This is a genomic window from Aquimarina sp. MAR_2010_214, assembly GCF_002846555.1.
In the GTDB taxonomy this organism is placed as follows: domain Bacteria; phylum Bacteroidota; class Bacteroidia; order Flavobacteriales; family Flavobacteriaceae; genus Aquimarina.
The window spans coordinates 602,060-616,673 of the sequence record NZ_PJMS01000001.1 but is presented as its reverse complement, the minus strand read 5'-3'; the positions used below and the strand labels follow the sequence as shown (position 1 = coordinate 616,673).

At 33.5% G+C, this 14,614-nt stretch carries 15 protein-coding genes; 3 read left to right on the top strand and 12 right to left on the bottom strand.

Annotated features, from left to right (window positions below; all coding sequences use genetic code 11):
• Positions 1 to 74 precede the first annotated feature (74 nt).
• Positions 75 to 1,760 (top strand): single-stranded-DNA-specific exonuclease RecJ, encoded by a 1,686-nt coding sequence (gene recJ, locus ATE84_RS02785; RefSeq protein WP_101445601.1) that lies wholly within the window; start codon positions 75 to 77, stop codon positions 1,758 to 1,760.
• A gap of 61 nt (positions 1,761 to 1,821) precedes the next feature.
• Positions 1,822 to 2,175 (top strand): hypothetical protein, encoded by a 354-nt coding sequence (locus ATE84_RS02780; RefSeq protein WP_101445600.1) that lies wholly within the window; start codon positions 1,822 to 1,824, stop codon positions 2,173 to 2,175.
• A 111-nt stretch (positions 2,176 to 2,286) separates the two neighbouring features.
• On the opposite strand, the gene ATE84_RS02775 is transcribed toward ATE84_RS02780, so the two are convergent.
• The 12 genes from ATE84_RS02775 to pdxA all read right to left on the bottom strand — a co-directional run bounded on the left by ATE84_RS02775 (position 2,287) and on the right by pdxA (position 13,863).
• Entirely contained in the window at positions 2,287 to 3,228 is a 942-nt protein-coding gene (locus ATE84_RS02775; RefSeq protein ID WP_101445599.1) for an alpha/beta fold hydrolase, read from the bottom strand.
• A 108-nt stretch (positions 3,229 to 3,336) separates the two neighbouring features.
• Entirely contained in the window at positions 3,337 to 3,792 is a 456-nt protein-coding gene (locus ATE84_RS02770; RefSeq protein ID WP_101445597.1) for a 3-oxoacyl-ACP synthase, read from the bottom strand.
• 4 nt (positions 3,793 to 3,796) lie between these two features.
• Positions 3,797 to 4,474 carry a monofunctional biosynthetic peptidoglycan transglycosylase gene (mtgA, locus tag ATE84_RS02765; protein WP_101445596.1) on the bottom strand — a complete coding sequence of 226 codons (678 nt, stop codon included), beginning with the start codon at positions 4,472 to 4,474 and terminating at the stop codon, positions 3,797 to 3,799.
• A gap of 18 nt (positions 4,475 to 4,492) precedes the next feature.
• Positions 4,493 to 5,614, bottom strand: a complete 1,122-nt coding sequence (locus ATE84_RS02760) for an FAD-binding oxidoreductase (RefSeq protein ID WP_101445595.1) — start codon at positions 5,612 to 5,614, stop codon at positions 4,493 to 4,495.
• A 193-nt stretch (positions 5,615 to 5,807) separates the two neighbouring features.
• Positions 5,808 to 7,490, bottom strand: a complete 1,683-nt coding sequence (locus ATE84_RS02755; protein WP_101445593.1) for a CocE/NonD family hydrolase — start codon at positions 7,488 to 7,490, stop codon at positions 5,808 to 5,810.
• Positions 7,491 to 7,672: 182 nt separating this feature from the next.
• On the bottom strand, positions 7,673 to 8,656 hold the full coding sequence (locus ATE84_RS02750) for an AraC family transcriptional regulator (protein ID WP_101445591.1): 984 nt from the start codon (positions 8,654 to 8,656) through the stop codon (positions 7,673 to 7,675).
• Between the two features lie 103 nt (positions 8,657 to 8,759).
• Positions 8,760 to 10,109 (bottom strand): acetyl-CoA carboxylase biotin carboxylase subunit, encoded by a 1,350-nt coding sequence (accC, locus tag ATE84_RS02745; protein ID WP_101445590.1) that lies wholly within the window; start codon positions 10,107 to 10,109, stop codon positions 8,760 to 8,762.
• Positions 10,110 to 10,197: 88 nt separating this feature from the next.
• A complete protein-coding gene (gene accB / locus ATE84_RS02740; protein ID WP_101445589.1) occupies positions 10,198 to 10,683 on the bottom strand; it encodes an acetyl-CoA carboxylase biotin carboxyl carrier protein in 486 nt (161 codons plus the stop codon).
• A gap of 28 nt (positions 10,684 to 10,711) precedes the next feature.
• Positions 10,712 to 11,707, bottom strand: coding sequence for a beta-ketoacyl-ACP synthase III (locus ATE84_RS02735; RefSeq protein WP_101445587.1), 996 nt, complete (start codon positions 11,705 to 11,707; stop codon positions 10,712 to 10,714).
• A 173-nt stretch (positions 11,708 to 11,880) separates the two neighbouring features.
• The gene (gene rpmF, locus ATE84_RS02730) at positions 11,881 to 12,078 is read right to left on the bottom strand and encodes a 50S ribosomal protein L32 (RefSeq protein ID WP_024768393.1); all 198 of its coding nucleotides are present in this window, start codon (positions 12,076 to 12,078) and stop codon (positions 11,881 to 11,883) included.
• Between the two features lie 7 nt (positions 12,079 to 12,085).
• Positions 12,086 to 12,628 carry a DUF177 domain-containing protein gene (locus ATE84_RS02725; RefSeq protein WP_074406846.1) on the bottom strand — a complete coding sequence of 181 codons (543 nt, stop codon included), beginning with the start codon at positions 12,626 to 12,628 and terminating at the stop codon, positions 12,086 to 12,088.
• 176 nt (positions 12,629 to 12,804) lie between these two features.
• Complete coding sequence (gene pdxA / locus ATE84_RS02720; RefSeq protein WP_101445586.1) at positions 12,805 to 13,863, bottom strand: 4-hydroxythreonine-4-phosphate dehydrogenase PdxA; 1,059 nt, start codon at positions 13,861 to 13,863, stop codon at positions 12,805 to 12,807.
• An 87-nt stretch (positions 13,864 to 13,950) separates the two neighbouring features.
• On the opposite strand from pdxA, the gene ATE84_RS02715 reads away from it, so the two are divergent.
• Positions 13,951 to 14,538, top strand: a complete 588-nt coding sequence (locus tag ATE84_RS02715; RefSeq protein ID WP_101445584.1) for a riboflavin synthase — start codon at positions 13,951 to 13,953, stop codon at positions 14,536 to 14,538.
• Positions 14,539 to 14,614: the final 76 nt, after the last annotated feature.

Below are 14,614 nucleotides of genomic sequence, written 5' to 3'. Positions count from 1 at the left end.
ACTAATGTCAAATCAGGAGAGGTCAGGATGTTTTTTGTACTTTGGATTTTTTAATATAGGAATTTACCGCACCAATGAGATGGACACTACAACCAAAACCTGATATTTCAACAATAGAAAATCTGGCAAAAACTCTTAATGTAGATATAATAATTGCGTCACTGTTAGTGCAAAGAGGGATAACGACTTTTGATCAGGCCAAAAAATTCTTTAGACCGTCTTTAGAAGATATACACGATCCTTTTTTGATGAAAGATATGGATAAGGCAACTGCCAGAATCCAAAAAGCAGTAGCCGATGGCGAAAACATAATGGTATACGGAGATTATGATGTAGATGGTACTACATCTGTAGCATTACTGTCTTCTTATTTAAAAACATTATCTAATCAAATCGCTACATATATTCCTGATCGATATAGTGAAGGGTATGGGATATCATATATAGGAATTGATTATGCACATGATAATGATATTTCTCTTATTGTTGCTTTAGACTGTGGAATTAAAGCTATAGAGAAGGTAGCGTATGCCAAAGAAAAAGGAATCGATTTTATTATTTGTGATCACCATAGGCCAGGAGATAAGATTCCTGATGCAGTCGCAGTTTTGGATCCAAAACGTAAGGATTGCGAGTACCCGTATAAAGAATTATGCGGTTGTGGAGTAGGGTTTAAATTGATTCAAGGATTGGCAGTTCATCAAAATCAAACTATAGAAGATTTGTTTCCATATTTAGATCTCGTGGCTACTGCTATTGGGGCAGATATTGTGCCAATAACAGGTGAGAATCGTGTATTGGCATATTATGGCTTACAGGTTATTAATGCAAATCCTAGGATTGGATTTAAGGCAATGTTGTCTGAAGTAAAAAAAGAAACTCTGACGATAACAGATCTGGTGTTTATTATTGCACCCAGGATTAATGCAGCCGGAAGAATGAAACATGGGTTACATGCTGTTAATTTGTTGACAGAAGAAAATCTAGATATTGCACAACAATATGCTGCAGAAATAGAACTTTATAATAACAATAGAAAAGATGCTGATAAAAGCATAACTCAGGAGGCATTGACTCAGGTACTTCAAAATAAAGAAGAGGATAGATATACTACAGTTGTATATGACGAAAATTGGCATAAAGGAGTGATTGGTATTGTCGCATCACGATTGACAGAGACGTATTATCGCCCAACTTTGGTTTTTACAAAAAGTGGCTCAAAATTAGCAGCTTCTGCAAGATCTGTAAAAGGATATGATGTGTATAATGCATTAGAAGCCTGCTCGGAGCATATAGAACAATTTGGAGGTCATAAATATGCTGCAGGGTTAACATTAAAAGAAGAGCAATACCTGTCGTTTAAGCAGAAATTTGAAAAAGTAGTATCTTCTACTATTGATAAAAAAATGCTTATTCCTGAGATAGCTATTGATGCCGCTCTTGAATTAGATCAAATCACTCCTAAATTCTATCGCATTTTAAAACAATTTGCTCCATTTGGTCCAGGGAATATGGCTCCCGTTTTTATGACAGAAGGATTACATGATACCGGATATGGAAAATGTGTGGGAGCAGATGAGAAACATCTGAAGTGTAGAGTGCAAAAAAATGAAGTTGCTATAGGAACTATTGGCTTCAATCTTGGCCCCAAATATGATTTGATTACCAAAGGACAATACTTTAAAGCTGCGTATACTATTGATGAAAATGAATGGAATGGAGAAGTGTCTCTTCAATTAAAGTTGAAAGATATAAATTAGCTTATTTTTATTTAGATTTATTATAAATAGTTAGTATTTTTGATTCAAATATGTATTCAGGATGAACGCTATAAATAAAATATACAGTAATAAATTAGGTATTTCTTTCTTTTGGAAACAAGAAAAGCATATTTCAACGCCTAGAGTTCAATTGGTATTTAGAGACATTGGTTTTTTACTTACTATAAATGAATTAAAGGATTTTTCAAATTCATGCACTACCACTATTGAATCTCAATGCTGTAGCCAATGCAAAAATTCGCAGCAGTGTAGATCACTATTATTGAGAACACCTTCTGATAAGATAGATTTAGCAGTAAGTAGAGAAGAGGTTTATCAAATTCAGGAACTAATTAAGGGTACTATTTTTAGAGTAGAGTTACAAAATTGGGTTAAGAATCTATCGCTAAATTAATACCATTTACGTTTTGAACGTACTGAAATAAAATGTTCTTTTTTTATTTCAGTATCAAAATCACAACTAAACCGTAATCTTGTCCTGCTTTATTTTTTTAAGGTCGAAGTTTTATTCTTTTTTATATAAAAACTCAACAATTTTATACGAGATTTCTTTTGCTTTTGTTTCCTGCAAAAAATGTTTCTCATCTATAAAATGAATATCTTCATTCTTAACTTTTAGTGCATTAGCTGCACGGACTTGTTGTGGAGGCCATTGTAGCATTGTGTCATGTATTCCCCATATAACAGTAACAGGGATATTGATATTTTCAAAAATCTCTGAGTAGTCAGGTAATTCATTACAGGTTTGACTATAGAAATAATACATGGCATGTGTTTTACCTTCTAATAAAGGGGTTTTATACCCTTCTACATCAAGAGAATTTAATATATTTTCTTTAAGTCCCTGATTAAATAAATTTTTGAGTAAGGTATTGGTTGTAACTCCATTTCTATAGCCCCACATAGCTGTTTTGGCAAGGCCTCCCGGTTTCATACGTACAGGAGGGTAAAATCCAGCATCATAAATGATAGTATTAAGTACAATTAGTTTTTCGATTTTATCAGGAGCTTGTTTCATCAGTTCCCAAGTCCATAGTCCACCAGCATCGTGCATAACATGAGACCAGGTATCGATTCCTAATGCTTCCATAAGTTCTAACAAGCGTTTGGCATGATTTTCTCCATTATAGATTTCGAAACCTTCGGGAGAATCACTAGAACCATATCCCAGCATATCGGGTACGATTACCCTAAATCCATTTGCAACTAAAGGGTCAATCATTTTACGATATAACCATCCCGAAGTCGGTACACCATGTAATAATACAATTGCGGGTCCTTTTCCTTTATCTATATATTTTAGTAAACCATCATCTGTAGGGTATAATCTTTGATCAGATCTAAAATCTTCATAGGTGATTTGATTTTTTCTGATTTTGGTATTCTCGTATGGTTTACACGAAAAAAGCAATACCCCTATTAGGGTAAGCACAAAAAATTTCTTCATGGTAAAGATGATTTATGAATTGGCAATTTACTTAAAATCATTTTTGTATGCTATAGGTTTGAAAATTTAATAGCCACTATGTTTAAAACCAGCTTTTTTATTCCTTAGCTAAGAGACTTGTTTGATTATTATTTCATTTCCATTGAAGCTAAAACAGTCACCAGTAGTTTTTCCTAATAGTAATTTACCAATAGGAGAATTAGCCGCTATGGCAAAAAAAGATTCATCGTCTATAGAGAGTTTACCAACAGAGATACTAATAAAATAATGACCTTGCGTGGTAGTCACCAGACTACCTAAATGAATATGTTCTGAGGGAGAAATGTTAATTTTGGCCAAGACTTCTTGTAATTTCTGTACTTCGGCTAATTGTTTTCCTGCTTTTTCACGTTCTAATTGTAACATTGCTCGTCCGGTTTCATGTTTATCTCCAGCAGTACTTTTGGTTTCAGAAGTTAAAGATTCTTGGATACCAGTAATAGTATTTTGAATTCTTTGTAATCTTTGATCTACATAATTTTGGCATTGATGAAGTATTTCTTCTTTGATTTTTTGTGGATTCATATTACTATTTCTTATCAAATACTAAAGTACCGTAATTACGCATTTGTATCATAATCCATTTTTTTCTTTTTTGGGTATATGCCGAAGGTGGATTTGCCAAAAAGCGTATAGGATTAGGAAGTATTGCTGCAATAGCTACAGCTTCATCCTTATTGAGTGCAGTAGCTGAAGTGTTAAACCAAAATTGGGCGGCAGCTTCGGCTCCATAGATTCCATCTCCCATTTCTATGCTGTTTAGGTACACTTCGAGAATACGTTCTTTACTCCAGAAAGTCTCTATCAAAAATGTAAAATAGGTTTCAAATCCTTTTCGTATCCAACTGCGATGTGGCCATAAAAAAACATTTTTGGCAGTTTGTTGAGAAATCGTACTTGCGCCTCGCAATCGTTTACCTGATTTATATTCTGCCATTGCTTTTTCGATAGCTTCTTTGTCAAAGCCATTATGGTTAATAAATCGTTGATCTTCACTGCAAATAACAGCTAATTGTAGGTTCTTAGAAATCTTGGATAATGGTACCCATTGATGGCGAATGGTATATTTATTTTTAGATTGTAATTTTCGAATTCCCATTAACGGGGTAGCAGGAACATTAACCCATGTATATACAAATACCCAAAGCACACTTAGTATGATAAATGCGATACAGCTTTTAAGTATAAAACGAAGGTGTTTTTTCATAACTCAGTGAGAATAGATTTATAAAAGATCAGCTAATTCTGCACCTACCAAACTTCCTATTGCAACGCCCATTCCTCCCTGGCGTACACCGCAAAATACGTTTTGGGATAACTGTTTAACAATAGATTGTTTTTGATTTCCTACACCCATAATTCCGCTCCAGCGATGATTGATTTCAAAATTAATATCGGGCAAAATAACATCTCGTAAAATTTCTTCTAATTTTTGTTGTACCAACTCTGTTTGAGCTAAATCTGTAGTTTCTTCTGCCTTAAAATCTAAATTTCGACCTCCTCCAAATAAGATTCTGTTATCAATATTTCTAAAATAGTAATATCCTTTATCTAGATGAAATGTTCCTTTAATGTGTAAATTTTCTATAGGCTGGGTAATCAAAACCTGGGCACGAGCGGGTTTTACTTCCTGGATTCCTAATTGAGAAGCAAAACCATTGGTAGCAATCAATACTTTGTTTGTAGAGAACGTAAATTGATCGGTTTTTATTTTAACAGAAGTATTGTCATCATCAAAAGTTTCGACGGTACAATTATTTAGAATCTTAATCCCAGAATTTTGAACCTTTTTTAGTAATGCTTCCATCATTTTTCCGGTATCGATTTGACCTTCAAATTGATTAATGATGTATTGGGGCTTAATATTTTCAAAATTAAAAATATTAGAACTTGTGCTAAAAACATCATCTTCAAAAATTGGTTTCAATAGGGTGTTTATTTGCTCTCTTTTTGAAAAACAATCTTCATAAAGGGCTTGGTCATCTTTGGTAAAAAATTCGTACCCTCCATTTTGAAAATAACCAATAGTCTGATCTCCCAGATGTTTTCTCAATAATTGAAGGCCATCATGCCTTTTTTTGACAAGCTGTAGTACTTCCTCTTCGCTGTGTGAATTTAAGTCATCCAGAATTTCTGATAAGCTTCCAAAACAAGCAAAACCTGCATTTTTGGTACTAGCTCCATTTGGTAATATACCACGCTCCAGGACAAGAATTTTAGCTTTCGGAAAATTATTTTGTAACCTTAATGCGCAAGTAAGCCCTACAATTCCACTGCCGATAACAGTAAAATCAATATTAGATAACCAAGTTTTATGTTCCCAATAGCTAAAATTAGCTTCTTTCATATCGTGTTTTGAATACTATCAAAAGTACATCAAAAAAAGGAGTACTTAATGTTTTAAAGTACTCCTTTATACCAAATTTTCAGGAAGAGATTATTTTATGAGTTTACTACTTTGAATACTACATCTTAGGTATGTTCCGGATTATGAAATGATAGTTACTTACACTGTTTTTATAACAATATTTTTTTACCGACTATTTTAAAACCGGGATTTGCAGGTATGACTTATATGTTCCTCCTGTATAAATTGTTGTATTTCCTTTGTTTAAGATTCCTTTATGTTCTTCTTGTGATTCTACAATATCATTTCCCTGAATCACTAACCTCAATTTTTCTCCTTGTTTAAATTTAACGGTTGTAGGCCATATTTCTACTTGTACCTCTACGATTTCTTTTGGACTTATTTTCTCGATATGATCATGCAAATGAAATGGAATTTCTTGTGTAGATTTATTTTTATCTAATGCACGATGAGATGCACGTAACCAACCTGAAGCAATTTGACCTTTTTCTTTTGCAGGCCCTTGGAAATATATGGTTTCTCCATTACTATCCTCTTTTTGAAGACCGACAAACAAATCTATATCATCTGCTATATCAGAACTTACGAATAAATTTAATTTTATACTTCCAACAATATCAGTATCCTCAGCAAAAGAATATTTAAATATAACTCGGTGCTTTTTCATAATTAAGTCTGGTTCTTCAATTACTGTTGCATCGTAAGAAGTTGTATTTTCATTAGTAATAGGTTGGGTACTCATGTTCATGGTTTCAGCATCGAGATACATCTTGATGAATTCTCTTTCTCGAATTGGCCATTCGTTAGCAGTTTTAACTGATCCCTTGTAGAATGCTTCTCGTAATTCATAACGAATAGGAGCTTGATTTAAAATACCAGAATTTTCATCTTTTAAGAATTGATCAAAAAACATTTTTTGGCGTGATGTTGCATCTTCAGAATAGTAGTATTCCCATTTTTTTCTTCCAAACAACTCTAACCATTTGTTTGATGATCCAATTTTTTGAAATCCATTGATTGTCCCTCTTGTGTGAAGTCCATGATCCTGAATGCTTACTGCAGCATATGCAGGTATGTTAATTTGAGAAAGCGTGTTTTCAAAATCCAGATCTTGATAGATTTGTGCTGTTGAGAGAGGACTTTTATTTATTTCATTTGGTAAGTGCCTATACCCTGTATTTTCTAAGGAAAGGTTGTTAAGTATTCTATAATTGAACCAACGATCAATAAATGTGCTTGAGATACCTCCATGGTATGTGCCGTCACGATATAAATCTGTGAACCCTTCATAGGGCATAATAGCTTTAAGATGAGGAGGCTTCATAGCTGCTACTCTCCATTGTGAGACTCCAAAGTAGGAAACTCCATTTAACCCAACCTTTCCTGATGACCAATCCTGAACTCCTGCCCATTCTATTGCATCATAAAAGTCTTGTGCTTCATTTTTTTCTAATAAAGCTACTTTTCCTGGTGATTTGCCTGTGCCTCTGCTATCTACCGCAATTACAATATATCCATTTTTCACCCAAAATGCTGGATCTGGTGTTTCAAAAGCTGCATATTCTGAGACTTGAATATCACCATCTTCTTTCAAATCATATTCTGCAGGCAAATTGTCCTTACCGTAAGGCCCTAAAGACATAATTACTGGAAATTTGCCTTCTGCGTCTGGTCGGTATACATTTGCAGATAGAAATACACCATCCCTCATTTTTATCTGGATATCCTTTTTGATTAATATTTTATATTCGACAGGTGGTGGTGAATTGTCAATAGAGTCATCTACATGATCACAATTGCCTGCCAAAAAAGCGAATATTGATATTATTAGAAGTTTTAATGTGTTTGGTAACATAATAATTGAGTTTAAATTCTTTTGAATTTATTTTTGATTAAACTAGGTTACTGTAGTGGGCTATTTGGATCCAAATAGGTACTAAGTTTATGAAAACAAAGCTATTATGTTGAATCAAAGTATTGTGCCCCTAAAAGGCAATTAAATACTCCAAAAAGCCATAATTGAAGATGGTAAAGTAGTTAAGCTTTGTAGTTGTTTACTTCGCTGGGAAGGAAATTATATTTCTTTTTAAAAATTTTTGAGAACTGACTAAGATTTGAGTACCCTACAATATATCCAATATCTGAGATTGAATACTCCTTTTTTTGAAGCAACTCGAGAGCTTTTCCCATTTTGAAATTCAAATAATATTGATACGGGCTATCTCCAAAAATATGTTTGAATAATTGTTTGAATTTGCTCAGACTCATATTGGCCTGTTCTGCTAATGCTTTATTAGACGGTTTTTCTTGCCAATTTTGCTCTATTAATTCTCTTACTCTTAGCAAGTTTTGTAGATCTATAGGATTAATATATACATCTTTTTCTATTGTAGATCTTGCTTCTATTTTTTTAAAAAAGCTAACTAGAAGTTGTAATACGTTAGAGAACAAGGATATTTTATTAATATTTTCTGAAGATTGTGTAATGTCTTTTAATATAGCATTAAACTTAAAATCTAAGTTTTCATATAAATAGATCGGGCCGTGTGCGCTAAAAAACTGTTGAAGATTATCAGTTTTATTATCTGTATCCAAAACATTTTGATATAGCCATTCTTTTGAGAAGGTAATGTTGAAAACTTTAACAGGAATATTTGCAGGTATTATTGATTCGGATTCGGTCATCGAAGAGTATAACATAATGCTATAAAACTCAAACCCTAATAATTGAGTCATAGTACCTATTTGTTCTTTTATGTTTATACTAGAAAAATAAAAGTTAAGTATAAAGTGATCGTTATTTTTTGTTGCTATCCTCTTTAATTTAAGACTATTAGATAAAGTTATGTCTATGAATGTAATAGCTAATCCTTCTTGGATATTAACAACATCAATTGTACCTCTACCAGATTTTTCTTGTAAAATTAATTTTTTTCCTTCTAATTTTGAAAAGGTATTCTTATGCAGAATCTCTTGCCATTTTCGAGGACTAGTTATACTATAGATTATTTCATTATTCATATTCGAAACTTTGATAAAAAGCTAATTTTATGCATGAAACTTTCATGATGTCAGAAAATCAAATAGTAAAAAAAAAGCCTCATTGCTGAGGCTTAATTGGTTGTTATTCAGTTGGGTCTTCCATTTCAAAATCTTCCATAAACTTGGTGGTATAATTTCCAGCGATATAATCTGGATGATCCATAAGTTGTCTATGAAAAGGAACGGTAGTTTTTATACCTTCTACTACGAATTCATCTAATGCTCTCTTCATTTTATTAATCGCCTCTTCACGTGTTTGTGCAGTGGTTATTAACTTGGCAATCATAGAATCGTAGTTAGGTGGAATAATATATCCGCTATATACGTGAGTATCTACTCGCACACCATGACCTCCTGGTATATGTAAATTAGTAATTTTACCTGGTGAAGGTCGAAAATCTTTATATGGATCTTCTGCATTGATCCTACATTCTATAGAGTGTAATTGTGGAAAATAGTTTTTTCCTGAAATAGGCACTCCTGCAGCAACAAGAATTTGTTCTCTAATTAAATCATAGTCAACTACTTGTTCTGTGATAGGATGTTCTACCTGGATACGGGTATTCATTTCCATAAAGTAGAAATTTCGGTGTTTGTCAACCAAAAATTCTACAGTTCCTGCACCTTCATATTTGATATATTCTGAAGCTTTTACTGCAGCTTCACCCATTTTTTTACGCAATTCATCCGTCATGAATGGCGAAGGGGTTTCTTCTGTAAGTTTTTGATGTCTGCGTTGTACCGAGCAATCTCTTTCAGATAGATGACATGCTCGTCCGTTGCTATCTCCTACAATCTGAATTTCGATATGACGTGGTTCTTCGATGAGTTTTTCCATGTACATGCCGTCATTACCAAATGAGGCTGCAGCTTCCTGGCGGGCGCTATCCCATGCTTTTCTCAAATCTTCTTTTGCCCATACAGCTCGCATACCTTTTCCACCACCACCAGCTGTAGCTTTTAGCATTACTGGGTATCCCATTTCATCGGCAAGTTTTTCGGTTTCTTCAAAAGAATCGAGTATACCCTCACTACCTGGGATTGTAGGTACTCCTGCTGCTTTCATAGTAGCTTTTGCAGAGGCTTTATCACCCATTTGATCAATCATTTCGGCACTGGCACCAATAAATTTTATTTCGTGCTCTTCACAAATCTTAGAAAACTTGGCATTCTCTGATAGGAAACCATAACCTGGGTGTATTGCGTCTGCATTTGTGATTTCTGCAGCTGCAATAATATTAGACATTTTAAGATAAGATTCATTACTGGGAGCAGGTCCGATACAAACGGCTTCATCTGCGAAACGAACATGTAAACTTTCTGCATCTGCTGTAGAATAGACCGCAACGGATTTTATCCCCATTTCTTTGCAGGTTCTGATTACACGCAATGCAATCTCACCTCTATTTGCAATTAGAATTTTTTTAAACATAACTTCTTAGAAATTACAATATTCAAATGATAAATTACAATTCTCGATATGTGATTTGAAATTAAAAAATTTGAAATTATGGGTTTAATTATGATGGGTCTACTAAGAATAGTGGCTGATCAAATTCTACTGGAGAAGAGTCATCAACTAATACTTTTACAATTTTACCAGAAACTTCACTTTCAATTTCATTAAAGAGTTTCATCGCCTCAATAATACAAAGTACATCTCCTTCTTTTATTGAATCACCAACTTCTACAAATGTAGGTTTGTCTGGTGATGGTTTTCTGTATAAAGTACCTATTATTGGTGATTTGATAGTTATGTATTTTGAATTATCATCAGAAGTACTTTTTTCTTCTACAACTGCTGCAGGTGTAATTGCAGGAGGTGTTGATTGTACGGGAGCTACCACTTGAGGAGTTATTGGTAGTTGTTGTACAATTGTGGTTTCTTTACCATCTTCTGATGCAGTTTTAATGGTGATTTTAATGTCATCCATTTCTAACTTTACTTCGCTAGCTCCTGATTTGGCTACGAATTTAATTAAATTCTGAATTTCTTTTAAATCCATAATGTTGGGTATTGTGTGTTTTAGTTGTTTAGGAATTATAGGCCCATTTAAGATAAATAGATCCCCAAGTAAAGCCTCCACCGAATGAAGCAAATACTATGTTATCTCCTTTTTTGAGTTGTTTTTCGTAATCGTGTAACAGTAATGGTAAGGTGGCTGAGGTTGTATTACCATATCGCTGGATATTCATAAGAACTTTATTCTGATCTAGCTCCATCCTTTTGGCTGTAGCATCAATGATACGTTTGTTGGCTTGATGTGCAATAAGCCAATTTACATCCTGTCCTGTTAAACTATTACGTTCCATAATCTTAGAACTGGCATCTGCCATATTAGAAACTGCATATTTAAATACAGTTTTTCCGTCTTGTTGAACAAAGTGTTGCCTTTTGGCCACAGTTTCTTCTGAAGGAGGTAGAATAGACCCTCCGGCTTCAATTTTTAAGAATTCTCTTCCGATACCATCGGTACGCAGGTATTCATCTTGAAGTCCTAAACCTTCATCATTGGGTTCAAAAAGAACTGCTCCACCACCATCACCAAAAATGATGCAAGTGGTACGATCAGTATAATCAATAATAGAAGACATTTTATCTGCTCCTATTACTAATACTTTTTTATACCTTCCTGATTCTATATAACTAGCGGCAGTAGACATTCCATATAAAAAACTGGAACAAGCTGCCTGTAAGTCATAAGAAAAAGCATTTACGGCTCCAATTTTTGAAGCTGTATACGCTGCCGTTGCAGCAACTGGAAGATCCGGAGTAGCAGTTGCAAAAATCACCATATCAATCTCTTTAGGGTCGAGATTTTTTTTAGCGATTAGATCTTCTGCTGCTTTTATACCCAAGAAAGAAGTTCCCTTATCTTTATCTTTTAGTATTCTACGTTCTTTGATACCTGTACGACTGGTTATCCATTCGTCGTTAGTTTCGACCATTGTCGCTAATATATCATTAGTTAACACATAGTCTGGCACGTATGCACCTACAGCGGTGATAGCGGCTGTGATTTTACTCATATCTTAGTTTTAGTTTCACAAACTATAGCATAAAAATGCGCTCAAAAAGTTGTCGAAATTACTAAATTATACACAAATATGGCGCAAAATAACGGGATTTTGACACATATTCAACTAAAAACAAAAAAACTCTCACATTTGTGAGAGCTCTTTTTAAAATTTTAACAGTATCCTTACGCTACTTCTTCTTCAGTATTGTCGATAACAATTTGACCACGATAGTATAATTTACCTTCATGCCAATGTGCTCTGTGATACAAATGCGCTTCTCCAGTAGTTGGATCAGTAGCTATTTGTGGTACAGAAGCTTTATAATGCGTTCTTCTTTTATCTCTTCTTGTTTTCGATATTTTTCTCTTAGGATGTGCCATTGCTTAGCTATTGTTTATCGTTTAATAAGTTTTTTAATTTGTCCCAGCGAGGATCTGTTTCCTCATTGTTATTCACTATTGTTTTTTCTTTCGGACTTAATTCTTCTAGTTTTTCAAGTATGTCTGATTCTAATGTTCCATTTTCAACACCTGGATGAACTCTTTTGGATGGCATAGCCAAAACAATAAGTTCATAGATATATTGTTGAACGTTTACTTCATAGTCCCCGTGAGGAATAATAAGAAGCTCTTCATTTTCATCATTATATTCGTCTCCAAACTTCACTACCAAAAAGAATTCATTTTTAATAGGTAAGTCAAAAGGTTCATTGGTGAGATCACAATTTACATTTACAGTTCCGGTTGCTTTAAATTGAAGTTCTAATAAAGTTGTTTTTTTATTAAACTCCATATCAACTTTTACTGCAGATGAATTAAACTCATCATACTCAAAATGTTCAAAGAACGTGTTGTCAATTTGATACTCAAACTGGTGTAATCCTTGCTTCAGTCCAACAAAAGGAATAGTATACTCTTTAAGTTGTATCATTTCATCATCAGTTTCAAGTGCCTATCAATTTGATAAAGGCGGGTGCAAAGATAATAAAAATTCGTTATTAAAGTATTTTTGTAAACAAAATTATATCAGATTGTTAGTTTATTAATCAGGTTTGAGGGTTGAGGTAGTGGATTTTAGGAACACTCTTGCGATTAATTATTAACTTTTTATGATTTGTTTTGTGGTTTACGAGGTTGTCTTTTTAAAGGGTTTTTGGTTAGTTCATTATATTCGTTTCTATTTTTAAAAATTTTTAATGCAGCAAAAACGGCTTCTTTAAATGAACTGTTATCAGCCAGATTTTTCCCTGCAATTTCAAAAGCAGTACCGTGATCTGGAGAAGTGCGAACTTTATGTAAGCCTGCAGTATAGTTTACTCCTTTGCCAAAAGATAGTGTTTTAAAAGGAATTAATCCCTGATCATGATATGAAGCTACAACTGCATCAAAAGCTTTATAATTATTAGAACCAAAAAAACTATCTGCCGCGTAGGGTCCGTATACTAATTTGCCAGATTCATTAATGTTTTGGATTGTCGGTTTTAATACATCTTCATCTTCTTTGCCAATTACGCCATTATCTCCACTATGTGGATTGATTCCTAGTACTGCGATTTTTGGTTTTGAGATACCAAAATCCTGTTTAAGTGCGTGATGAATAGTATTTATTTTTTGTTCAATTAATTCTGGAGTTATAGTATCTGCAATATCCTTAACGGCAACATGATCAGTAAGTAATCCAACTTTTAAATCATCTGTGATCATAAACATAAGACTATTTCCTTCTAGTTCCTGATCCAGATAATCAGTATGTCCTGGGAATTTAAATTCATCAGATTGTATACTGTGTTTATTAATAGGTGCAGTTACCAGTACATCAATTTGATCATTTTTTAAAGCTTCGGTTGCAGATTTTAGCGATTTGATCGCATAGCCTCCTACTTTTTCATCTTCTTGCCCAAAATTAATACTAACGGCTTCTTTCCAAACATTAAGAACATTTATTTTGCCATCCAGAATCTGCGATGTCTTATCTATACCATGAAGGTTTATGTTGCTTGTGTATTGTTTTTTTAAGAAAGAAAGAATTTTTACCGAGGCAAAAATTACCGGGGTACAAAAATCTAACATTCGCGAATCTTCAAAAGTTTTAAGGATAACTTCACTTCCTATTCCGTTAAGATCACCAATAGAAATCCCTAATCTTATTTTTTCTTCTTTCTTCATTATATAAACTACTTTATCAGTATTTTTGAAATCTAAAATCAGACTTCAAACTTCAAGGTCACAAATTTAATTAAATAATTCGCATTTATGTTTACAGGAATCATCGAAGAATTAGGAATTGTTACTTCTTTACAAACGAATAAGGAAAATTTGGATATTACAGTACGTGCGAATTTTACTTCAGAATTGAAGATTGATCAAAGTGTAGCACATAATGGGGTTTGTTTAACGGTGGTGTCTATTAATGAAGATGTGTATACAGTTACTGCGATCAAAGAAACATTGGATAAAACTAATCTTAATACACTTGCAGTTGATACTGTGGTAAACCTGGAAAGGGGAATGAAATTGGGGGATAGGTTAGATGGGCATATTGTACAGGGACATGTGGATCAAACCGCAATTTGTAAAGCTATTACCGAAGCTGATGGAAGTTGGTACTTTACTTTTGATTATGACCCTTCATTAAATAATATCACTATCGAAAAAGGATCGGTAACGGTTAATGGAGTTAGTTTAACTGTGGTTAATTCTAAAAAGAATGAGTTTAGTGTTGCTATTATTCCGTATACCTATGAACATACAAACTTTAACACTTTTAAAGTAGGCAGTGTTGTTAATCTTGAGTTTGATGTTATTGGTAAATACGTAAAACGAATTACAGAACTAGGATAATTCTTATTTGATAGTATTGAGAAGGTAGTATGTTTTTAAACCAGCATCACTCTTTTCTTCATTGAAGCGATAAGAT